The following is a 22,200-nucleotide window of genomic DNA, read 5'->3' as shown; positions in this document are numbered from 1 at the left end:
TCCTTTTGAAAGAATACTTTCATTATAAAAAGAGGCCGTTAATATGTATAATATATATATTAAGATAAATATATATATATATTATATAACTAAAAATATTTCCATTAAAAAAACACAATAAGCAATGTTGAAATTTATAGGGGGCATAAAAAATGGATCTGAGACAAATACGTTATTTTATCATGGTTGCTGAAGAACTAAATTTTAGCCGGGCAGCTGAACGTCTTAAAATGGCACAGCCTCCATTAAGTCAGGAAATTCGCAAATTAGAAGAAGAGTTAGGTGTTACGCTTTTTCATAGAACGAGAAGACAGGTTGAACTTTCAGATTCGGGGAGAGTATTTTTAGAAGAAGCCCGCCGTACGCTTCTTCAAGTAGATAGAACGATTAAAGCAACACAGCTTGCAGATGACGGAAGAATAGGTCATTTGACGATCGGCTTCGTTGATTCTACTGATATTGTGATTGATATTATTAAAAGGTTTCGAGAAAGTTTCCCTAACATCCATCTTGTCTTATGTGAAATGGCTACAGAACAGCAGTTAAAAGCACTATATAAGAAAGAAATTCAAATAGGATTTATTCGTTCTAACCAAAATAATAAGATACTTACCTCAGAAATTTGTTGTGAGGAATCATTAAGCTTGGTTTTGCCAGAAAATCATCCTTTAGCTTCATTTCCCAAAGTTCCAATTCATTTATTAGCCAATGAACCATTTATCATGTTCCCACGTCATCTAGGTGCAGCTTTTTATGATTTAATTATCAGCTACTTTTGGGAAAACAGCATAAGTTTAAACGTAGTTCAGGAAGCTATTCAAATGCATACGATTGTGAATTTAGTTGCTGCAGGAATGGGAATCTCTGTGGTTCCATCCTCAGTAGAAAGCGTAAAACGTTCAGGGGTTGTTTATAGAAAAATCCAAGAAACTACACCAAAAGTAAATTTATATGTTTCATGGAGACAAGATGAAACATCAACCGTCGCTGACCACTTTTTAACAGTTGTGAGAGAAGCCTATTTAAGTTCTCAGTCTAAATCATGAAAATCCAGCCAGGGTCAGCTGGATTAAAAAATAATGATCTATAAGACAGACTTAAAAGCTTTCACCTGCTATGTACACGTTTCAGGTATGATAGACATAATGGAAAGAAAGGTTGGTGTTCTATGATTATCTCTGAAAACATATTCACCGTTCGTGACTTGACCTATCGTATTCGGTCTGCTGCAATTGGCGATGCCAAGCAGTTATCAGCGCTCAGACTGAAAATTGATGGTGAAACAGAATATTTAGACCGTGAACCAGGCGAAGCCTTTCTTCATGAAAAAGATTTTGAGGTGTTGATTCAAGATGATACCAAAAAAAGCAGGCATTTATTTTTGGTCGCTGATATTGAAGGAGAAATTGTTGGTTTCTCCAGATGTGAGGGACATTCACTCAAGCGCTCTGCTCACAAAGTGACTTTTGGGGTCGCCATTCAAAAGGATGTTTGGGGCTATCACATTGGCAAAGAGCTTTTAGCCGCTTCTATTGACTGGGCTGATCAGCAAGGCATCCAGAAGATGTCACTTCAAGTGCTAGAAACGAACCAAAAAGCCATTCGGTTATATGAGCACCATGGCTTTCTGATTGAAGGGGTATTAAAAAATGATAAACGTCTGGCAGATGGACTTTATTACAATACTGTTGTGATGGGCAGGCAGCGGCCAAGCTTCTGACTACTTACATCACATAACCCCATACCATTGAAATCGCACTGTATATTAGAAGCAGCCCCATGACATACTGGAACGGTCTTTCATAAGCAGTCAAAAAGCGCTTATACAAAGAGCCAAATAGGCTCCAGCTAAATGTACCGAGAAATCCAATAAGTGCGAGAATCAGCGTCCATATGACATACTGCATATTCGATTGTCCATATGGCAAAACAAATGTTGAAATCACAGTCAATCCATACAAAATCGCTTTTGGGTTGATAAATTGCAGCATCATACCAGGGACAAAATGATTGTAACGATCAAGTGTTTCGTCATCCCCGCCTTTACTTTTCATGATTTTGACCGCTAAATAAATCATGTATGCAGCTCCGATGAACGCCATGACCCAGCCTATTTTCGGCATCACTTGATAAAGAATGATATTAAAGAAGCAACTCAAACACAAAATAACGAGAAATCCGATACCCACACCTAAACAAAATCGAAATGTTTGCTTGACCCCATATTTATTCGTAAAGACCATGGCCATGATGTTGTTTGGCCCTGGGGTAAAGCTGCTCACAAAAGCATAGATCAACATAGAAAGAATCATAGTTGCCGCCTCCCTTGTACGTTATTAAGACTTTAATTACTTTATTGCGTATGTTACGTTTTATTGTAACGTTCGGTCTTTATAAAGTAAATAGAGAAAGGAGTTTTTTTCATGGAAGATGTACAATCGATTATTTCTAAAAATGTGAGGCTTCTTAGAGACCAAAAGAAATTAAGCCTCGAAAAGATGGCAGAATTAACAGGTGTCAGCAAAACCATGATTGGACAAATTGAAAGAGGAGAATCAACCCCTACCATCACGACTTTATGGAAAATCGCCAACGGATTAAAGGTATCTTTTAGTGAGCTCATTCACGCACCACAGCCTGAAATCAAAGTAGTACGCAATGAAGATGCACAGATTTTAATGGAAGATGATGGGCGATATCGCGTATATACGACTTTTCCTTTTGATAACCGGGGGAAATTTGAAGTGTACCGAGTAGAAATTGATCCTGGCGGGTCGCTGCATGCAAATGAACACATTGGCGGGACAGAGGAATTGATTACCGTTTTTGAGGGAGCGCTTGATATATCCATTGGAGATGAGCAATACAGCTTAAACGCCGGCGACTCCATTCGTTTTAAAGCGGACCGTACGCATGCATATAAACAAACCGGAGAACAAATGGTCCGGCTGCAAATGATTCTTTATTATCCTCATGAAAAAAGCTGACAGGCTTGTCCACCTGTCAGCTTTGCATTTTATTTAATTAAATCCTGGATCGCGTACCACTGTTCCAGTAAATGTGACACTATATTTTCCTAATCCCAATTCTTTAATAGAGGTTTGTTTTAAAATACCGACCCAGCCATCCTCTGCATATACAATACTTTCTGGGATGTTTGATGTCGTATATGTTCTTGTTACTGAAACAGTTCGACTGGCCTGAGCCGTTATTTCACTGTTTGTTTGCTCCTTTGCTTCCACTGGAGCAGTTGTGACCCCAGCACCCGTTAAGACAATTGCTCCAACTAAAACAGAAGACATGACCTTTTTCATAAAAAAATCCCTCCCTTTTTTTGTAGAACATAATAACCATACCATAACTCAGTACTTATATAAGATATTTTTTCATTTTTTTGAAAATTATGATATGATTGTCTTATGTTGGATAGAGAGTGTTTTATACTTCTGTGCTTTTATCCTCATCTCATTCCGTCAAACAATTGTGAACGGAGGTGATTTCATGAAAAAATGGCTCATCTGTTTTCAACTTGTTTTTCTCTTCACCTTGACGACCACACCACTTGCTTCTGCTGCTTCATGCCCTACAGTGAAACCTTGTGTCATTGATCCTTAAGCATCAAAAAGGTCGATCAAGCCTATTCACTTGATCGACCTTTTTCGTTATGCTTGCTCTGCTTCCCAGCGAGCAACCTCTTCTCTTACTTTAGGAGCGACTTCTTTTCCAAATAGCTCAATGGCTTTTAATACTTGATCATGCGGCATTGAACCAACTGGTACATGAAGCATAAAACGCGTGATTCCTACATTTTTTCTTAGGTGAATCACTTTCTCTGCCACTGCATCTGAATCTCCTACATACAGCGCGCCTTCTAACGTTCTCGCTGCATCAAATGTAGAACGAGTATAAGGTCCCCAGCCTCGCTCTCTTGCTAACGTATTCATCACATGCTGTGTGGAAGGGAAGAATTGGTCTGCTGCCAGTTCTGTTTCTTCCGCAACAAATCCATGCGAATGTGACGCCACGGTTAATTTCTCTGGGTCATGTCCAGCGTGCACTGCCGCTTGCTTGTACAGCTGAACGAGCGGTGCGAACTGTCTAGGACTTCCGCCAATGATGGCAAGTACTAAAGGCAGTCCCAATAATCCAGCACGTACGACAGATTCACGGTTTCCTCCACTGCCGATCCAGATTGGAAGCGGATCTTGAACAGGTCTTGGATATACGCCGACATCTTGAATAGCTGGGCGATGCTTTCCGCTCCATGTGACACGCTCAGACTGCTGTAATTTGAGCAACAAATCAAGCTTTTCTTCAAATAATTCTTCATAGTCATCAAGGTCATAGCCAAAGAGCGGGAATGATTCAATAAATGAACCACGGCCTGCCATAATTTCTGCACGCCCGTTTGATAGTCCATCTAGCGTTGCAAAATCCTGAAAGACACGAACAGGATCTGCTGATGAAAGGACTGTCACTGCACTTGTCAGGCGGATATTCTTTGTTTGTGTTGCCGCAGCCGCTAAGACAACAGCGGGATTCGATGCAGCGAAATCCTCACGGTGATGCTCACCTACGCCAAATACATCAAGGCCAACTTGATCTGCTAAAATAATTTCTTCGACTACTTCTCGAATACGCTGTGCGTGACTGACTGTTTTTCCTGTTTGAAAATCAGGTGTTGTTTCTACAAATGTACTAATTCCTAGTTCCATGAGTGGAACCCCCTATCTTATAAGTATGTTACGAATTCAGAGACTGGCTTTCGGTAGCCTCTCGGTTGTCTGCTCTCTACTTTTTCTTTTCCTAGTGTGATCATTAACACGGGAACCAAATCCGAATCGATGTTGAGCACCTTTTTCATGACATCAGGGTCAAAGCCGATCATTGGGCACGTGTCCCAGCCCTTGTTTTTGGCGGCGAGCATAAACAGCATCGCAGATAATGAAGCATTGCGGATTGCCTCTTCTTTCTGAAAATCCGCTCCTCTCTGTTCATAAAAGCTCATCGTCTCTCTGACCATTTCTTCGTATTGCTGTGTGTTTAAAATGCCAAGCATTTTCAGACCTTCATAAATGTTCGCCGCTTGCTGATAAGCCTTTGGGTCTCCCAGTACAATGATCGCTGCTGAGGCAGAATGCACTTTATATTGTCCAAATGCAGCTTCTCTTACTTGTTCTTTAAGACCTTCTGTTTGGACGACGACATATTGTGTGTGCTGTAAGTTAAAAGCAGATGGTGCCATTTTGACCTCTTCAAAAATGCTGTTAAGCTCTTCTCTCGAAATCGAGATATTTGGCAAAAAATTTGATGCGGATCGTCTTTCACGTACCAATGTATCAAAGCTGAGAGTCATCTTGTTTCCCCTTTTCGTGAAGTTGTTTTGCACCTAAACCGACTTTTTTTAATAATTCAATGAGCTGTTCTTTTTCTTCTTTTTCAATAAAGGATAGGTTTTGTGAAATGACATCTGTGTGTTTAGGAAAAATGTCGTCAAACAATTGCTTTCCTTTTTCCGTCAGTAATACATGAAATACACGTTTATCAGAGGGCGCACATTGCCTTTTCACGAGCTCTTGTTTTTCTAGTTTGTTCACGACATATGTCATACTTCCACTTGGGATTGACAGGATGTCGCTGATTTTTTGGACGGGATGTGGCCCCTTACTATAGAGCAATTCAAGGATCTGAAAGTTTTCAAATCCGATATCATAACGTTCAATGTCTGTTTGAATATTTGTAAAAAGAGCTTGATAGGCTTTCATCCACACGCGGAATAGCCTTAAGTCTAATTCATGTTCATGCTGCACCATGGCAACTACTCCCTTTTTAAGAAATCCTAAAACTAGGATAAATTTATCCTAACACTAGGATATATCATTGTCAACGAGTTTGTTTCATAAAAAAAAGACCACCTCAAATCAGTGATCTTCTTCTTTTAAGACAAAATGCAATTCAGCTATCTGCATGTATTGTTTGACTTCTTTTAATGAAAACCTGGATTCTATATCCGCTGGGGAAAACAGGGGAATGCCTCTACCAATCATGACAGGAGCAATTTGAAGATAAAGCTCATCAACCAATCCTGCTTTTATGAAAAACTGAAGCAGTTCCCCGCCGCCGACAATCCAGATATGCTGACCTTCTTCATGTTTTAATTTTTTCATAAAAGATAAGATATCTTCACGAATGATATGGGTTCCTTTCAAACTGTCTTGTAAAGTACGTGACATGATATAACATGTCTTTCCTTCATAAGGAAACTCATCTGGTGACAGCTGTAGAACCTGCTCATATGTATTTCGCCCCATGATCAGCGTATCAACTGACGCATAAAAGTCATCATACCTCGTTTCTTCTTCGCCCTCTGTTCCTATTAACCAATCGAGCCTGTGATCCTCTCTCGCTAAATAGCCATCGATACTCATTGCCCCATAAAAAAGCAGCTTCCTTTTCTGACTCAATTCCATCACTCCCTTATCTTAAACGAGAACATATATTCTATTTTAATTGTATCAGAAAGGAAAGACAAAGTATATATGGATTTTTCATCATCCGTTTTCATGCCTTCAACACCGTGATTCACTAAGGTATCCTCTTCAAGTAATGATATAATAAAATCAGTTCAATCAATGATCATACTTGGAGGAGAAACTGATGATACGACGACTTGATCATATCGTGTTGACTGTACAACATATGGAGGACACCATTCGCTTTTATACAAACGTATTAGGAATGAAGGAAGAAACCTTTGGAGAAGGCCGTAAAGCGCTTCGTTTTGGTTTACAGAAGATCAATCTTCATGAAGCTGGTCATGAATATGAGCCGGCAGCGGCTCACCCACTTCCAGGCTCTAGTGATTTGTGCTTTATCACCGATTTAGATATGGACAGTTTGCTGCTGCACCTTCGCAAGCAAGTAGTTCCTATTGAAGAGGGACCCGTCAGGCGCACAGGTACATTAGGTCCGGTTGAATCTGTTTATATCCGTGATCCTGATCTGAATTTAATTGAAATATCTCGATATATAGAGGAGGGTGATCCGTCATGACCCGCTTATTTTTGAGACCGATTGAAGAACAGGATTATCCGGGTATTCAAAGAGGATGCCAGCATGAAGAAACACTTTACATGACTGGCACACGAAAAACGTTCACACTAGAAGAAATTCGTTCAGCCTACACCCGATTTTTACAAGATGACAGCAGACGAGATTTCGCCATTTGTCTGTTAGACACGAAAGAAATGATTGGGGATGCGGCGATTGTGGATATTGATCCAATCAATCATACGGCAAGCTTCCGCATTGCGCTTCATGGACCAGAACATTTCCAAAAAGGCTATGGCACCGAAGCTGTCCGAATGGTTCAAGCATTCGCCTTTGAGACATTAGAACTCAATCGCCTTGAGCTCGAAGTCTTTTCCCACAATCCGAGAGCCTTCAGAAGCTATGAGAAAGCCGGATTTCAATATGAAGGAAAAAGGCGCCAAGCGCTTTATTTCAATGGTACCTACTCAGATGTGATCATCATGGGCATCCTTCGTGAAGAATACAATCAGATGAACAGTGGAGATGCCCCTGCTTAAGAAGGGACATCTTTTTTTAAAATTTGAATCGCTGTGACGATGATCAAACAAATCATGGAAGAGAGAACGATAGAGACGCTTGATATACTAAGCGCCATGCCTTCCCATCTGCCAATGAAGAAACTGGCTATCAATAAAACCAATCCAAATAGAATAAAGCATATAGGGAGGATCAGACCCGCATGACGGTTTCTGCCTTTTTTCCCTGCCCACCATGAGAGACACAATACAACGATTGTAAAAATAGCGGTTTGCAGCCAAAACATGTTGTTTCAACTCACTTTCTCTTTTTTTATTTTATGACGATGGAGGTACTTCCAATGAACATGAGACCCATTGAGCAAAAAGACAACCCGTATATCGCAGCGATTATCCGCCAGTCACTAGAATCGGCGAATCTGGCGATTGAAGGAACCGCCTACACTGATCCCCACCTTGACCAGCTGTTCGAATACTATCAATCATTGACTCATGCAGCCTATTGGATTGCTGAAGAGAATGGCGATATTCTGGGCGGCGTAGGCATTGCTCCATTTACTAACGGAATATGTGAATTACAAAAGCTTTATCTGAGTCCAAATGCTCAAGGAAAAGGTGCTGGCAAAAAACTGATGGATACAGCGCTGCAATATGCCTCTACATACTATGAAGCATGTTATTTAGAAACCCGCCAGGAATTAACTGCAGCCACCGGCCTTTATCAGCGATATGGCTTTTCTCTTCTTTCAGAGCCGATTGAAGGCTCTGAGCATTCTGCAATGGATGCTTGGTATCTCAAAACCTTCTCATCATGAGCTGTAAAACAATCGATAGGTTTTTGTCCGCTGAAAGCCTAGCTTTTCTGCCAGTTTGATCGAAGTTAGGTGATGGACATCGCAATCCCAATGCGGTGTCCTCTTATTTTCAAGACAACTCTTGATCATATGCTGACCCGCCAGCTGCGCTAAACCTTTCCCCCGGTAGGCTTCTTCTGTCCAAATATCTATCTCTACACGATCTTCACTTGAAAAAATGGAGACACATTCACTCACCACGTTCTCACCATCTAAGATGGCAACTCCGATTCCTTTTGATAGAAAGCGCGCCGGTCTCCCCCAATAGGCTTCGTAATAGCTAGGCGTGAAAGCCCTGCTTGCATTGATCACCTGTTCTTTTGTCCGCTCTACTCTGTAGCCTGGATGAGACGCAGAAACATAAGATTGTGCTTGCGAAAAAACGTACGCATGTCTTTCCATCTCTTTCAGATGTGATCCAAGACAATTTTTCATCATCACATCTGTCGATTGATTCGCTGAAAATATGGTAAATCGGCCGTTTTGTCTTTTCTGCCTTTCGTAAATATCCACAATAAACGCCGAGAAGTGTGACAGCTCTTCTTCTCTCTTGCCTGCAACATAATAAATGCCGCATGCTGTTTCGAGAAAATAAATACGAGGGTGCACTGCATCATCTACATAAAGATTCCCTTGTATGAAACCATCCATGACCGCATCTACAAACACTGGATATGCCGGATCGATCTGGCGAATCCCTTCTTTTATCGATGCTGTCCTTTGCTTTTCCAAAAGATGCATGGCGCTCCCCTTTTCCAAACATGTTCTTTCCTTCCATTATATATAAAAAAATGCGCGCATGCAGTGACTCTTTGCAACTAATAAAATTCTTTCTCATTTGCTTTCCTCTATTGCTATGCTCATTGTGAAAGGAGGTTTATGAATGAGGGTTTGGTTTTATTTAGAAACAAGAAAAGGTTATGACATAAGTAAACGTCATCAACCATCCACATGGCACAGGCATTAAAACACCTGAAGCCGCAGTCTTAAAAAAAGAGACCTCGTTTAAAAGGTCTCTTACTTCTTCATTCATTATTCTGCTGCTGTCTCTTCTGTCGCCTTCACCTTCCAAATAAGGGGTAAGCCTACCTGCGAATAAAAATGGGACATGAATATTTTGATCGGATAATATGCCGCCAAGTGCCGGGTCAAAGATCGTACCATTACTTATGTAGGCAGAGTTCATTTTCCTACACATACTGAAACCGCAGTGGAAGAGATAATAAATCACTTGACGCTGAAACTTAACAGAGCAATGTTTCTTGTCATCATCTCATATGATCATTCGCTCTCTCTAAAAATGAATCATCCCTAATTCTACTGCTGCTTTAATTGCTTCCGCTCTTGAAGTGACCTCCAGCTTTTGATAAATATTTGTTAAATGAGCTTTGACAGTTCTCTCAGAAATCCCCATATCAAATGCAATTTCCTTACTTCGAAATCCTCTAGCCACTGCTTGCAAGACAAGCATCTCTTTTTCAGTCAGCATGTTTATTTCTTTTTTCAAATGGTTCGGAGTCACTTGATGCTCTGTTGATTCAAATACCTTAGCAGCGACGTTTGCTTGAAGAAGAATATCTCCTCTGATAGCTGCTTCAATTGTATAAAATAAATTTTCCCTGCTGGCATCCTTTAAAAGATAGCCCTTTGCTCCAAGTTGCAGCCCTTCAATCATTAATTTCTCTTCGTTATAGGTAGTGAGAATCAGGACCGGTACTTTTAATTGAAGAGACTGCATCTCTTTTAGCATCTCAAGCCCACTCATGTTAGGCATGTTGAGGTCAAGTAATACAAGGTCTGGAGCCTTCTCTTTCAAGACATCTAACCCCTTTGCCCCATCCTCAGCTTCACCAACAACATCAAATCGTTGATCTGTCTCAAGAATTAATTTTAACCCTTCCCTAACAACAAAATGATCATCGACAATCACAATTTGATAAGACATTGTTTTTACTCCTTTTTCAAAGGTATGGTTACCGTCACTTGTGTACCTTCATTTTTTTCACTTTTTAAGTGTAGCTGTGCATCAAGCAGTCGGGCACGTTCTGACATACCAATTAGACCGTAATGCCCGGAAGTGGATTCTTGTTTTTTCTCATTAAAACCCACTCCATTGTCTGTGATTTGCAAGGAGATGTGATCACCTTTTTGCTCCATCATCAATTCGACTTTACTTGCTTTGGCATGCTTGGCAATATTCGTCAAACATTCACTGACAATGTATACGGTATGTTCGATGAGAAAAGGTGACACTTGATAGGAGACAGCCACTTTTGTATGAACTGGAATATTCGTCGCCGTCATAAACCGATTCACTTCATCTTTCACAGAATCAGCTAAGTCATATTGATCCTGGCTATATGTTCGAAGGTCGTCAATGACCAATCTCGCCTCACCTAATGTCGTCCGCGCATGGCTCATTGAACCTTTAATAATGCTTTGAGCACGCTCAACATTCTGATTCTCTAAATGTGCATGGGCCGCTTCTAGCTGCATAATAATACCTGCCAGTCCTTGTGCAAGGGTATCATGTAAATCTCTCGCCATTCTTTGACGCTCATTTGCAAGTGTCAGCTCTTCCACTTGTTGATGTGCCAATTCAAGTTCCTTTAAAAATGTTTGTGTACGAATTCTAGCTTTGACTTGTCTAAAAAATAAAATGGAGTATGCGATGACTACAATCAGAATCAAAAACAAAATAGGAATGTATACCGTCAAATCATCTGTATCATTGACCAAAATAAGGGCAAGAAAAAAAAGGACATAAAAACTAAGCCCTGTCAAAATCACCTTCAATGTATGATAATATACCCCAATACTTTGCGCAATTAGTACCGGTAACAGACCAATTAAGATCACAGGGGAAGCCGCCTGCATGACTGAAACACAAAGTAGAATCACAATTCCTTGAATCAGAAAATATACCCATGGATTCTGCTGAAACCAGTAAAATGCCCACCAATGCAGAATCAGATGTATGGCAATAAGTGCAGAAAAAAACAGGCCAGAAATTGCTATTGGGGTGGTTATAAACTGAAATATCATTGCTGCAATATAAACAAGAATGACCCATAATAATGTTGGAATCCGCGAATAGATCATTTCATTAAAAGGGTCTACCCGTCGTTTCGCCATAAATAATCACCATCCGAGCCTCATATTCACTCAAAAAATACCGCCCACCCTTTATCGAGGTAATGGCGGTATCATCAATCATACCATGTAAGACTATTAGTGACTAAATCACTTTCTCTTCTTTCTCTGCTTTCTCATCTTTCTGAGAAATAGACTCACCTTCAATGTCTATACGTGGAAGCCAGCTTTCGAGCCATTTGGGTAAGTACCAAGCAGCTCGTCCGATCAGCATCATACAAGCTGGGATAAAAGTCATTCTTATGACAAATGCATCAAACAGAACGCCGAATGCCAACGTTAATCCCATTGTTTTAATGATCAAGTCATCTGCAAAGATAAAACTAGCAAAGACGAGGATCATGATTAAGCCTGCGGCAGTCACTACTCTTCCACTGTGCTTCAAACCTGATACAACGGACTTTTTCGCATCACCTGATAGAAGGAAATCTTCTCTCATTCGACTGACTAAAAAGACTTCATAATCCATTGCAAGACCAAATAATATTCCTGTCACTAGTACAGGCATAAAGTTTAACAATGGGCCATTTGCTGGTATTCCAAACAATGGCGCAAGGTGTCCATCCTGTAAAACAAAGACTGAAAAACCTAGTGTAGCGGTCAATGTCATAAGGAATCCTAAAACCGCTTTTAATGGAACAAGGAAGGATCTAAACACAAGAATCATCAAAATCAAAGCAAATCCAATAATGACTCCTGCAAATTTCGGTAACGCTTCACTGAGTCTATCTGAAATATCTATATTAACTGCCGTAGAACCAGTAACAAGTAATTTCGTATCATACTTTGCAGCAGTCTGACTAGATTCATTTCGTATATCTTTGACTAATTGCTTTGTCGCCTTATCTTCTGGACCGCTTTTCGGTAAGATGGTCAGCATGGCGTACTTACCCGATGGATTAGGAACAGCCGGTGCCACTTGTTTGATGCCATCCATCTTCTCTAATACTTTTGTTGTTTTCTCAATAGATTTCATTGCGTTATTTGCATGGGAGGCATCAATGATAACAACCAGTGGCCCATTAAACCCTTTGCCAAACCCTTCTGCTAACAGGTCATAGCCCTTGCGTTCAGTTGTTTCCTTCCCCTTCATACCGTTATCAGGAAGACCCAACTCCATATGAAGTGCTGGCCAACTAAATAGACCAGTCAATACAATGACACCTAGGATGATTTTACCTGGATACTTTTTGATAAACCTTCCCCAAGCTGTTGTTTCTTCTTTTTGTTGAGATTGTAATTTAGAGAACCATTTATTCTTTCTTGAAGGGCTTACTTTATCACCAAGAATCCCTAGTATCGCAGGAACAATTGTCAGAGACACAAGCATAACTGATAATACCATGAATGCAGCTACAAGACCCATAACGCCTAAAAATGGTATACCGACTAATACAAGTCCGCATAGTGCAATCACGACGGTGACACCTGCAAACAATACAGCACTGCCTGCTGTAGCAACAGCTCTAGCAGCTGCTTCTTTCAATTCGTAACCCTCTGCTAATAACTGTCGATATCGAGAAATGATAAATAATGCATAATCAATTCCTACGGCAAGTCCAATCATCACAGCTAATGTAAGACTAAATGCAGACATATCAACAAAGTTTGAGGTAATTAATATGACCATCACGCCGATTATTAACCCAATGACAGCCGTCAAGATCGGTAGTCCTGCAATCAATAATGAAGCGAAGGTAAAGGCTAAAATAAAGAAGGCCATGACAATACCTATGACTTCCGAAATCCCGCCTACCTCAATTTCTGAGAATGTGACGGAGCCTCCTAATTCTGTTTGGATGCCAGCCTTTCTTGAAATCTTAATACTATCTAATACTTTCTCTTTTGAGGATGCTTTTACCTCACCCGCCTTCACCCGGTATGTAATATCCGCATACCCTATTTTCTTATCTTTACTAATAGCAAATGTCTGATATAAATCCGTCACTTGCTTGACTGCTTTATCCTTTTTGACTTCTTTGATCGTTTCGTTCAATTTATTTTTTACTTTTTTTGTTTCTAATGTTTCGCCCTTAGGTGCTTTAAAGATCAGACGAATGGTCCCGCCATCATCACCTGCTGGGAACTTTTTCTCCAAGAGATCCATTGCCTTTTCTGACTTTGTTCCTGGAATCGACATATCTCCATTAAATGAAACACCTGTCCCTATTGTTGCCGCCACAACAGCTACTAAAACAAGTAACCAACCGATAATCATCCGTTTCGGCTTAGAAAAAGCACTTTTTCCTAAATGATATAAAAATTTTGCCATTCACTTACTCCTTTTTCTTCAACTTCATGAACTTCATCTTTTTATTCTAAGCAATGAGATGATCGATTAAAATTGTACTTTTGGGCAAAAAGCACTGTACTTTTAGGCAACAAAAAAAGGGCATCTTCTTAAGATCCCCTTTAAATCGTTTATGAGGCGACTGTTTTTCGTCTCGTTCTGTTGATTTTACCGACAAACATATAGCCATATTTATAATGATTTGCTAACCGAGACAATAGGATAGGTCCAGCAATTGCAAGTGCTGATATTATGAATGTCCCCACAAAGAATGGATAATCTTTTAATTGTCCCCATAGTAACACAGAGATACCTAGAAAATACCCGTGAAGCAAATAGATGGTGAATGAATATTGACTAATGACAGCTACGAAAGATGGAACGCTTTTTACTTTAGAAAACAAGAGAAAGCATAAGAAGACAATACTGATTGTATAAAGAACAACATCTGGCCTCTTAGAAGAAGGCTCGAAAAAGCCTACATATGTATTGCTTAGAAGGGTCACTGCTGAAATCAGAACAAGTCCATACACGGCAAACTTAAATTGATGAAGTCTTGTGATAAACTGCTGATAATTCACTCCACAATAATAGGCTAAACAAAAATAGAATAACCAACCTGGAAATGGAATCCATTCTAAGCCGAACATTGGATTAGGTAATTGAGGTTGTGGGATTTTGACGAGGTTCATGACACTTAAATAACCAACTGTGATGATAAAGGAGATCGGCAATACCCATTTGGCTGAGGTACGCTTAGCCATTTTGTGAAAAAACATATGCAAAAAGTAAAATTGAAAAATAATCAGAACAAAATAACCAATATAATTTCCCAATAAGACATTTGCTGAAGCTCTTTTAAAGAAGTCAGCTGCCCCTCCATTTAACGATGCAGAATACAAAAACCCATCAACAATCCCAATAAATGCAAATGGGAAAAAGATGGCTTTCACTCTCTTCCACATAAATCCTTTAGGTGTACCATTTGGATAAGAATGCGCCAATAAAAACTCAGAAATGAAAACAAAACTCGGTGTACTGAACATGAGTAGTGCTACAAGAATAGATGATGATTGTGGGCTAGATAAAATGGCTATTGCATGAATGAGCACAACACTCAAACACGAGATACACCGAATATAAAAAATCTCTTTAATTTGCATTGAAAATCCTCCTCTAGCATTTTGGTAAAATATGTATCATGTTAACATGAATAACACCTCATCAACAGTGACCTTGTGATTATTTCAATACTCTATCCACAGGAACAAAAAAAGAGCCCTAGTTAGAGCCCTTAATTAGATACAACCGTCGCCTTCCCCTTCCAAATAAGGGTTAAGCCTAATCCGAGAAATAAGACAACACCTGCGAATAGAAATGGGAAATGTATATTTTGATCGAATAAAATCCCGCCAAGGGCTGGGCCGAAAATCGTACCAAGGCTTGTGTAGGTAGAGTTCATCCCTGCGACAAATCCTTGCTGATTGCCAGCGATTTTTGATAAGAAGGTCGTTAATGCTGGACGCAATAAATCAAACGCTAAGAAAATCACACATGTGACAATGAGGACTACCATAAATCCTGAGACGACAGTTGAAACAAAAGCGAGCACCGCTCCGACAATCAAGCAGAGCTGAATGACTCTTTTTTCCCCTAGGGTATTTACGAGTTTCCCAAAAACCAGCACTTGGATGATAACCGCCACAATCGAACTGACCGTAATAATCACCGCAATATCTTTTGGACCAAAACCAAACTTATGATTTGTAAACAAGCTGAAGACCGTTTCATACGCAGACAGTCCAAACGCGAGGACAAACACAATGATAAAAGCGATGAGATAGCTTGGATGGATCGATTTTTTCAAATCCTTAAAGAAGGTCGATTCCTTCACTTGATCCATCTGCTTCGCTCGCTCTTCTTTTGTTAATGGCTCCTTCAGCAAAAGCATAGACGAAATGACGGCTATAAAGGCAATCCCTGCTGCAAAGAAGAATGGCAGGCGTACACCGTATTCTGCAATAAATCCGCCAATCCCAGGTCCGATAATAAAGCCGGTACTAATGGCCGCTGATACATATCCCATTGCCTTTGATCTTTCTTGAACGGTCGTGATATCTGCGACATAAGCAGTCACAGCTGGCATAATAAATGCCGCACTAATACCGCCTAGCAGCCTTGCAAAATACAGCACATACACGTGTGTCCCAAGACCGAAGACGAGTTCTGATAACGCAAATAGAAATAGTCCTGACACAATCATAATCTTTCTTCCATAGCGGTCTACCCATCTCCCTGCAATAGGTGATGCAATGAGCTGAGCCACAGCAAACGCCGCCACAAGGTATCCCATCGTACTCCCTGTTAGATGCATCACATTCATGAATAGCGGCATGACAGGAATAATAAGACCAATGCCTAAAAAGGCAATAAATATGTTACTTAATAAAATAACGAGTACAGCTTTTTGCTCACGAATCGGTTTTTGCATGATGTTTGTTTCCCCTTTATTGATTCAATTGTTACTCATGATGGTTGATTCCGTGAATAATCAATGAGATCGCTTGTTTTTGTAATTCTTTTTTCTCTTCGATTGGATCATTTTTATACAACACGTCTAATCCGTAAAAAACGGATAATAATATTTTCACCGTTGACTCGACATGCTGGATCGACCAGCTGCCATCTTTGTTACCTTCAAGTATGATGTCTCTCATCACATCATCAAAGTCGGCGTCAATCTTGTTCAGCCGTTCCATGACCTCGTCTGATGTAAAGGCACTTGCACAAAATTCCTCACTTGCTCTCATTAATGGGTAGTTAATGCCCATTTGACTGAGCAGCTCTGCAAATCCTGCGAGCTGATCAATGGCCTGGTGCATCGTTTGTTTTTCCTGATGCCACGTCTCCATCATCAAGAGGTGATCCTCTTCCATGATATGAAGGAACAAAAACTCTTTTCCTTTAAAATGGTGATAAAGATTGCCTTTACTCACTTCAGCCGCCTCTAGAATATCTCGCACAGATGTTTCTGAGTACCCCTTTTTTGCAAATAAATCACGTGAAGCGGTGACGATTTTTCGCTTCGTCTTCTCGCTCTTTTCAGCCCCGCTTTGTGTACTTGTCATCTTTTACAATCCCTTCTATCTTGCTTTTCTTCATCAGGACAATTCAAAACCGACCAGTTGGTTTATTTTTTTATTATAAATGGATCTTTTTCAAAATACAATGAAAAAGTCGTCGAAACAATCACTCATGCCATCTCCTCATTTAAATTACCTTAATATTTAACTTCACTTAACTATAAACATTGCCTATAATGGAGTAGAGGTGATGTCATTGGATGCAGAAATCATTCATTACAGTAAAAAAATCATTGAATACTCGAATGCACTAGGCTCCATCTACGTAGAAGAGTATCAACGATTTTTAAAACATGAATATGCAGATTTATCAGCCAAACAAGAGCTGACACTTGAATTATTACGGACAAAAACAAGAACAATCAACGAACTAGCTGATTACTTTTCCATTTCGGCAAGTGCCGCCAGCCAGCTTGTATCAAAGCTTGAACAACTTGGCTATGTCAAACGAGAAATTAATCCACATAACCGGCGGGAAATCATTGTTGATTTTGCTGAAAAGGGTCATGACTTTCACAAGAATACAGAAGAAATTCAATTGCACCTCATTCAAAAATACTATGCAAAGCTTCCAAAAGAAGATTTAAAAACATTATTGTCTCTATACGAAAAAATCTATCAGATTGCGAAAGAAACGCCTTAATCCGGTGTTTCTTTCTCCGACATTTAAGTTAGATAAACTATTAAGGGGATGAAAGTATGGATAGTATTCATTTACAAGATGGACGTCATATTGGTTTGTGTGAATACGGGGATCTTGAAGGGTTTCCAGTATTCTTTTTTCATGGAACTCCTGGATCAAGAGTGATGTTTTTAGATGATGACCCCATTTCTAAAGAGCTCGGTGTTCGTCTCATCTGTTTAGACAGACCAGGATTTGGTTTATCTACCCCTCAACCTGAACGTACGATTTTAGATTGGGCAAAAGATGTGTTGGAAGTCGCAGATCATCTTGGCGTTCACCATTTTTCAGTGATGGGTGTATCTGGAGGCGGCGCATTCGCTGCTGGCTGTGCTTATCAATTGCCGAACCGAGTCCTTTCAGCCGCTCTGATTTCAAGTACAACGCCATTTCAGGACGGAAAACCGCCTAAAAGTATGCTCAAAGAAAACAAATTGGCTTTTTTCCTCAGTAAGAAGTTCCCTTGGCTATTGAAAGCAAGCTACCGTTCTCAGAAAAAAATGATTGAGAACAAACCAGAGAAATTTAAGAAGCTGGCCAAAAACGGGAACAAGCATTTACATCCATGGGACCGTCAATTTCTTCAAACCGATGAGCAATTAGAGATGATGATGACACATTTACACGAAGCCACTCGTCAATCGGTGGATGAATGTATTCATGAACCAGATTTGCTCTCGCGTCCGTGGGCATTTGATATGAAGGATATACAAATCCCTGTTGATGTATGGCATGGAAAAGAAGATGCGATGGCTCCTTTTGCCGAAATAGAAAAAATGGCGCCTAGCATTCCAAACGTCAAAACCTATTATATCGATGAAGCGGGACATTTTCTTACAGATGTAGACGATATTTGGCGAGATATTTTACTCTCTTTAAAAACACGTGCAAAAGAGCATCATCAGGAGCACGCATAAAAAAGACCCGAAGCTTCGGGTCCCTTTCTTCATTAATATTTTTCATAATATGTCTGCACTTTACTTGGATCTTTTGTCTTCGTTAGAGCGAGCATAAGCAGAATGCGAGCTTTTTGTGGATTCAATGAATCTGATGAGACAAAGTGATGTTCATCATCCATTTTTTCATGGGTCACAATCCCATTTCCTGCACGGCTTGACCTCACGACGACTACATCTTTCTTTACGGCATCTGTTGCCCCTTTGATGGCTTCTGTTGACATCGTTCCATTTCCGGCTGCGGCAACGACAATGCCTTTCGCTCCTGCTTTTACTGCTGCATCATACATGTATTTTTGATCATTTTGATAGCCGTATAAAATATCGACTTGTGGTAATTCTTTTATTTTTGATACATCAAATTCACTTTCAGACGTATGTTTTCTTGTTGGTTCGTTATAAAAGGAAACCACTTCACCAGCAATTTCTCCAATGTAGCCTTGCTCAAGAGACTTGAAGGAATCGGTTGTCGTCGTGTTTGTCTTTGTAATAAATCGAGCTGATGCAATTCGGTCATTTAATGTGACCATGACCCCTTTGCCCTTTGCTTCTTTTGTAGAGGCAATTTTGACAGCATGATACAAGTTTAGCGGACCATCCGCACTGATAGCAGATGCTGGACGCATTGAGCCAACGACTACAACTGGTTTATCACTTTTGACAACCAAATGTAAAAAGTAAGCGGTCTCTTCTAGTGTATCTGTTCCATGTGTGATGACAATCCCATCGACTTGATCATCGTTTAAGAGTTTATTCACTCGTTTAGCTAATTTTAAAAGAAGAGCATCATCCACATTTTCACTACCTACGTTCGCCACCTGCTCACCTGTTACGTTTGCAATATCCTTGAGCTGAGGAACTGAAGCAATGACTTTATCGATGCCAAGTGAACCAGATTTATATCCTGTCGTATCTGTATCACTGTCTGAACTGCCAGCAATCGTCCCGCCTGTCGCTAATACCTTAATATTAGACAAGGACTTATTCCCTGTTTCTACGGCTGTCGTTTTGTCCTTTGATTCCTTAGATGCGGTTTCGTTTTCGCTTTGATTTTTCTCTTGGGTACTTGTATTGGCACAAGCTGCTGTCGACATTAATAAAACTGAAAGAAGGACAGCACCTAACCATTTTGTTACGTTCATTCGATCATCTCTTTTCTTAAATATGATGGATTCAAAGCTAGGTCTCTTTCTATAGGATTTACTTTATACCATTCCTTCATTCATCAGCATGAGGCGAAAGATACAGAACCAAATAAAGGAAAAAAGGTCATTATCACAATCATTTCTTTATATCTAAATACCTATTTTTTTAAAAAGGTAATATTGAGGTTGTTCAATTATTAACAGTAAACGATGCTAGATCATCAATTTATGATAAAATATAGTAAATTTTACAAAAAGGAGTTTACATATTGCAAAAGCTTCAATTATTTCACAAAATCCTAATAACACTATTCCTTAGTTCGATTTTACTCAGTCTGTTCGTATGCTTCTATCCACCGATTCAGGGAGAGCCTGCGTTCATGGTATTTTACGTTCCCATCTTTTTTGTTTGTTATTTCGTCTTTGCGGTTCCTTTGCAGTTGTTGTTTTCTTTGCAACCAAAGGCTTTCCATCCACTTTATCTTGCTGCTTATTTACTGATCGCAATGGTTGTCATGCTTTTTGTGATCGATGGTATTGGGAGTTCAGTATCTATACCTATCATTATCATGAGCAGTCTCATCTACTGGATCTTTGATTCTTTGCTTTATCAAAGAACGCATGAAAAAAACACCTAATGTGAAGGTGTTTTTAGCTGCTCAAGTATATGTTCACAATGATCCAAGTACGCTTGGCTAAGCAGGAAGTCTTTCGGTGCGGCGATCGCTGCTAATGTGATCAGAGTATTTGAATGATGAATGAGCGGATTCAGCATTGAATGCTCTACATCTCTTATTGTTTGAATATGCAACCATTGAGGTGCTACTTCTTTCTCGTAGATCGTTTTTGTTTCAGCGGAATCTACGTTTCGGTCATTTTGTGCCAAAACCAAATAGATCGGTGATTGGATGCGCTTGATATCTGAAGTGGCATCGGCTTTCATGTTCTTTTGTATGAATTCAAATCGATCTTTTGTCATCTCTTGATCGTCCGTTTTCTTTTGATATGTGCGAAATGCCGCGCCTTCTTCTAATAATTTGTTTTGCTCATCTTCTTTTTCGATTGTTTTTTGAATTTGTTCTTGAGATGCATCCGCTTCTTTTAATGTTTGAAGTGTATTGTACCTTCCCTGTCTCATCCAATTGACAGCAGGCCCGACAAGGATGGAGGCTGTGATATCGGTTCGATCTGTCATTACTTTTGGGATCACCCAGCCCGCTTGGCTTGCTCCCCATAAGATGATTTGTTTTGATTGAAGATTAGGCTCTTTCTTCGCCCATTTGATCACATTCTCTACTTCCTTTGCACGATCATCCATGGATTGATGCAGCCAGTTTCCTTCTGATTGACCCACCCCGGGCTTATCCCATGATATAGACGCATAGCCTTGCTTTGCAAAGCGTTCCATTAAAGGTCTGTATCCTCCGTCATATGTGGCATTTTGTGGACCATCTCCGTGTACAAAAAGGACAATTCCTTTTATTGACTCCTTCTTAGGTGTTGTGACGATACCTGATAATGTCCCATCCGCAGTCTCCATGACGACTTCCTTTTCATTCATAGCAAAGCTGTTTTCATAAAATACAAATGCTGTGATACAAATGAATGCCGCTGCAGCGATGATCAGCCAAATCCTTTTTTTCAATTTCTATTCCCCGCTCTCTGTTCAACTGTGTACACCATGGAATCTTGGTACGTGACAGAGACTGGTACATTCTCATATAAGATCATATAAGAAGGCTGGTCAAACGGAGCTTCGTGTAGAAAAGCCTCAATTTCTTCAATGACTTTCTTTTCATCCCCGGCTAAAAAACTTTTGACCGCGTAAGAACCAGCATCCAGTCTCACATCGTAATCCTGTTCATTTGATACATAATAAGAAATGGTTGAGTCATCTTGCAGTTTGATCACATAATATCTCTCCTCAAAAAGAGACAGATCCAGCTCTTTTTGGTGAACGATTTGTTTAAAGTCGAGCTCTGTTTCAGTCTTTAGAAGATGATCTGGGATCTGTTTTAAATAACGAATTGGCCGATCTTGAGTCGTTGTTTGATTAAGCTGAAGGCTGTTTTGAATCGACAGCATATGCTCCAGACGCTGTTTCACTTCGCTCAATTCCTGTAATTGCTTCTCGACCTGATCCAGCATACCTCGATAGGACAGAGTCATACCGGGTTCTTTCGAAAAGCTCTCGCTGATATCTTTTAAAGAAAACCCCGCCTTTTTTAAGAAGAGGATTTGATAAAGGGTGTAAATTTCTTTTTCATCAAATAATTGGTATCCATTTTGAGCGACCTTCGCAGGGCGGACGAGATCCTGTTCTATATAATGACGAAGCGTATACTTTGTGATGTTTAATAGCTTACATACTTCTCCACTTGTTACATACGTCACTAGATTCCCTCCTTG

General features: G+C 40.0%; 25 protein-coding genes and 1 pseudogene. 8 read left to right on the top strand and 18 right to left on the bottom strand.

Annotation, left to right across the window (positions count from 1 at the left end; all coding sequences use genetic code 11):
• The first annotated feature begins 152 nt into the window (after nucleotides 1-152).
• Together QRN39_RS17155 and QRN39_RS17150 are read left to right on the top strand one after the other, a co-directional pair.
• Nucleotides 153-1,046 carry a LysR substrate-binding domain-containing protein gene (locus tag QRN39_RS17155; RefSeq protein ID WP_034620209.1) on the top strand — a complete coding sequence of 298 codons (894 nt, stop codon included), beginning with the start codon at nucleotides 153-155 and terminating at the stop codon, nucleotides 1,044-1,046.
• A 122-nt stretch (nucleotides 1,047-1,168) separates the two neighbouring features.
• Nucleotides 1,169-1,720, top strand: coding sequence for a GNAT family N-acetyltransferase (locus QRN39_RS17150; RefSeq protein ID WP_212046656.1), 552 nt, complete (start codon nucleotides 1,169-1,171; stop codon nucleotides 1,718-1,720).
• Nucleotides 1,721-1,724: 4 nt separating this feature from the next.
• On the opposite strand, the gene QRN39_RS17145 is transcribed toward QRN39_RS17150, so the two are convergent.
• Nucleotides 1,725-2,312 carry a LysE family transporter gene (locus tag QRN39_RS17145; protein WP_003214091.1) on the bottom strand — a complete coding sequence of 196 codons (588 nt, stop codon included), beginning with the start codon at nucleotides 2,310-2,312 and terminating at the stop codon, nucleotides 1,725-1,727.
• A gap of 111 nt (nucleotides 2,313-2,423) precedes the next feature.
• Between QRN39_RS17145 and QRN39_RS17140 the strand changes: the two genes are divergently transcribed.
• On the top strand, nucleotides 2,424-2,987 hold the full coding sequence (locus tag QRN39_RS17140) for a helix-turn-helix domain-containing protein (RefSeq protein WP_284907736.1): 564 nt from the start codon (nucleotides 2,424-2,426) through the stop codon (nucleotides 2,985-2,987).
• Between the two features lie 33 nt (nucleotides 2,988-3,020).
• Here QRN39_RS17140 and QRN39_RS17135 read toward each other — a convergent pair whose 3' ends face one another.
• The 5 genes from QRN39_RS17135 to QRN39_RS17115 form a co-directional block, all read right to left on the bottom strand.
• Nucleotides 3,021-3,314 carry a hypothetical protein gene (locus QRN39_RS17135; protein ID WP_003214005.1) on the bottom strand — a complete coding sequence of 98 codons (294 nt, stop codon included), beginning with the start codon at nucleotides 3,312-3,314 and terminating at the stop codon, nucleotides 3,021-3,023.
• Nucleotides 3,315-3,662: 348 nt separating this feature from the next.
• Nucleotides 3,663-4,715, bottom strand: coding sequence for an LLM class flavin-dependent oxidoreductase (locus QRN39_RS17130; RefSeq protein WP_050945655.1), 1,053 nt, complete (start codon nucleotides 4,713-4,715; stop codon nucleotides 3,663-3,665).
• A 17-nt stretch (nucleotides 4,716-4,732) separates the two neighbouring features.
• Entirely contained in the window at nucleotides 4,733-5,356 is a 624-nt protein-coding gene (locus QRN39_RS17125; RefSeq protein ID WP_106030204.1) for a nitroreductase family protein, read from the bottom strand.
• Nucleotides 5,340-5,813 carry a MarR family winged helix-turn-helix transcriptional regulator gene (locus QRN39_RS17120; protein WP_003213943.1) on the bottom strand — a complete coding sequence of 158 codons (474 nt, stop codon included), beginning with the start codon at nucleotides 5,811-5,813 and terminating at the stop codon, nucleotides 5,340-5,342. The genes QRN39_RS17125 and QRN39_RS17120 overlap by 17 nt, the downstream gene beginning before the upstream one ends.
• A 108-nt stretch (nucleotides 5,814-5,921) precedes the next feature.
• Nucleotides 5,922-6,464: a dihydrofolate reductase family protein gene (locus QRN39_RS17115; RefSeq protein ID WP_284907735.1), complete on the bottom strand. Its 543-nt coding sequence runs from the start codon at nucleotides 6,462-6,464 to the stop codon at nucleotides 5,922-5,924.
• Between the two features lie 193 nt (nucleotides 6,465-6,657).
• Here QRN39_RS17115 and QRN39_RS17110 point away from each other — a divergent pair, with 193 nt between their 5' ends.
• Both QRN39_RS17110 and QRN39_RS17105 read left to right on the top strand, forming a co-directional pair.
• Nucleotides 6,658-7,053 (top strand): VOC family protein, encoded by a 396-nt coding sequence (locus tag QRN39_RS17110; RefSeq protein ID WP_003214262.1) that lies wholly within the window; start codon nucleotides 6,658-6,660, stop codon nucleotides 7,051-7,053.
• On the top strand, nucleotides 7,050-7,589 hold the full coding sequence (locus QRN39_RS17105; RefSeq protein WP_106030203.1) for a GNAT family N-acetyltransferase: 540 nt from the start codon (nucleotides 7,050-7,052) through the stop codon (nucleotides 7,587-7,589). The genes QRN39_RS17110 and QRN39_RS17105 overlap by 4 nt, the downstream gene beginning before the upstream one ends.
• On the opposite strand, the gene QRN39_RS17100 is transcribed toward QRN39_RS17105, so the two are convergent.
• Nucleotides 7,586-7,855 (bottom strand): YesK-like family protein, encoded by a 270-nt coding sequence (locus QRN39_RS17100; RefSeq protein WP_106030202.1) that lies wholly within the window; start codon nucleotides 7,853-7,855, stop codon nucleotides 7,586-7,588. The two genes, QRN39_RS17105 and QRN39_RS17100, sit on opposite strands and share 4 nt — an antisense overlap.
• Nucleotides 7,856-7,909: 54 nt before the next feature.
• Here QRN39_RS17100 and QRN39_RS17095 point away from each other — a divergent pair, with 54 nt between their 5' ends.
• Complete coding sequence (locus QRN39_RS17095; protein WP_137055586.1) at nucleotides 7,910-8,383, top strand: GNAT family N-acetyltransferase; 474 nt, start codon at nucleotides 7,910-7,912, stop codon at nucleotides 8,381-8,383.
• On the opposite strand, the gene QRN39_RS17090 is transcribed toward QRN39_RS17095, so the two are convergent.
• From QRN39_RS17090 to QRN39_RS17060, 8 genes and pseudogenes are all read right to left on the bottom strand, one after another.
• Nucleotides 8,378-9,163 carry a GNAT family N-acetyltransferase gene (locus tag QRN39_RS17090; protein ID WP_284907733.1) on the bottom strand — a complete coding sequence of 262 codons (786 nt, stop codon included), beginning with the start codon at nucleotides 9,161-9,163 and terminating at the stop codon, nucleotides 8,378-8,380. The two genes, QRN39_RS17095 and QRN39_RS17090, sit on opposite strands and share 6 nt — an antisense overlap.
• A gap of 291 nt (nucleotides 9,164-9,454) precedes the next feature.
• Nucleotides 9,455-9,608 (bottom strand): annotated as a pseudogene (locus QRN39_RS18520) (MFS transporter); the annotation flags it as partial.
• 108 nt (nucleotides 9,609-9,716) lie between these two features.
• Complete coding sequence (locus tag QRN39_RS17085) at nucleotides 9,717-10,367, bottom strand: response regulator transcription factor (RefSeq protein WP_212046662.1); 651 nt, start codon at nucleotides 10,365-10,367, stop codon at nucleotides 9,717-9,719.
• 5 nt (nucleotides 10,368-10,372) lie between these two features.
• Nucleotides 10,373-11,557: a sensor histidine kinase gene (locus QRN39_RS17080; RefSeq protein ID WP_050945649.1), complete on the bottom strand. Its 1,185-nt coding sequence runs from the start codon at nucleotides 11,555-11,557 to the stop codon at nucleotides 10,373-10,375.
• A 103-nt stretch (nucleotides 11,558-11,660) separates the two neighbouring features.
• Nucleotides 11,661-13,847 (bottom strand): MMPL family transporter, encoded by a 2,187-nt coding sequence (locus tag QRN39_RS17075; RefSeq protein ID WP_137055582.1) that lies wholly within the window; start codon nucleotides 13,845-13,847, stop codon nucleotides 11,661-11,663.
• A gap of 149 nt (nucleotides 13,848-13,996) precedes the next feature.
• Nucleotides 13,997-15,028 (bottom strand): acyltransferase family protein, encoded by a 1,032-nt coding sequence (locus QRN39_RS17070; RefSeq protein WP_284907732.1) that lies wholly within the window; start codon nucleotides 15,026-15,028, stop codon nucleotides 13,997-13,999.
• A gap of 131 nt (nucleotides 15,029-15,159) precedes the next feature.
• A complete protein-coding gene (locus QRN39_RS17065) occupies nucleotides 15,160-16,356 on the bottom strand; it encodes an MFS transporter (protein ID WP_137055580.1) in 1,197 nt (398 codons plus the stop codon).
• A gap of 31 nt (nucleotides 16,357-16,387) precedes the next feature.
• Nucleotides 16,388-16,993 (bottom strand): TetR/AcrR family transcriptional regulator, encoded by a 606-nt coding sequence (locus tag QRN39_RS17060; protein WP_050945645.1) that lies wholly within the window; start codon nucleotides 16,991-16,993, stop codon nucleotides 16,388-16,390.
• A 205-nt stretch (nucleotides 16,994-17,198) separates the two neighbouring features.
• Here QRN39_RS17060 and QRN39_RS17055 point away from each other — a divergent pair, with 205 nt between their 5' ends.
• Nucleotides 17,199-17,651 (top strand): MarR family winged helix-turn-helix transcriptional regulator, encoded by a 453-nt coding sequence (locus tag QRN39_RS17055; protein ID WP_050945644.1) that lies wholly within the window; start codon nucleotides 17,199-17,201, stop codon nucleotides 17,649-17,651.
• A 56-nt stretch (nucleotides 17,652-17,707) separates the two neighbouring features.
• Nucleotides 17,708-18,607, top strand: a complete 900-nt coding sequence (locus QRN39_RS17050) for an alpha/beta fold hydrolase (protein ID WP_284907730.1) — start codon at nucleotides 17,708-17,710, stop codon at nucleotides 18,605-18,607.
• 32 nt (nucleotides 18,608-18,639) lie between these two features.
• Here QRN39_RS17050 and QRN39_RS17045 read toward each other — a convergent pair whose 3' ends face one another.
• The 3 genes from QRN39_RS17045 to QRN39_RS17030 all read right to left on the bottom strand — a co-directional run bounded on the left by QRN39_RS17045 (nucleotide 18,640) and on the right by QRN39_RS17030 (nucleotide 22,185).
• Nucleotides 18,640-19,788 carry a type II asparaginase gene (locus QRN39_RS17045; protein WP_284907729.1) on the bottom strand — a complete coding sequence of 383 codons (1,149 nt, stop codon included), beginning with the start codon at nucleotides 19,786-19,788 and terminating at the stop codon, nucleotides 18,640-18,642.
• A 637-nt stretch (nucleotides 19,789-20,425) separates the two neighbouring features.
• Complete coding sequence (locus tag QRN39_RS17035; protein ID WP_284907727.1) at nucleotides 20,426-21,436, bottom strand: alpha/beta hydrolase family protein; 1,011 nt, start codon at nucleotides 21,434-21,436, stop codon at nucleotides 20,426-20,428.
• Nucleotides 21,433-22,185, bottom strand: coding sequence for a helix-turn-helix domain-containing protein (locus tag QRN39_RS17030; RefSeq protein ID WP_284907726.1), 753 nt, complete (start codon nucleotides 22,183-22,185; stop codon nucleotides 21,433-21,435). Before QRN39_RS17030 ends, QRN39_RS17035 begins: the two co-directional genes overlap by 4 nt.
• Between the last annotated feature and the right edge of the window lie 15 nt (nucleotides 22,186-22,200).

Source organism: Bacillus sp. lyk4-R2A-2 (genome assembly GCF_030209735.1).
Lineage (GTDB): Bacteria > Bacillota > Bacilli > Bacillales > Bacillaceae > Bacillus > Bacillus pumilus.
Note: the sequence above shows the minus strand (reverse complement) of the source record. Positions and strands in the feature narration are given on the sequence as shown.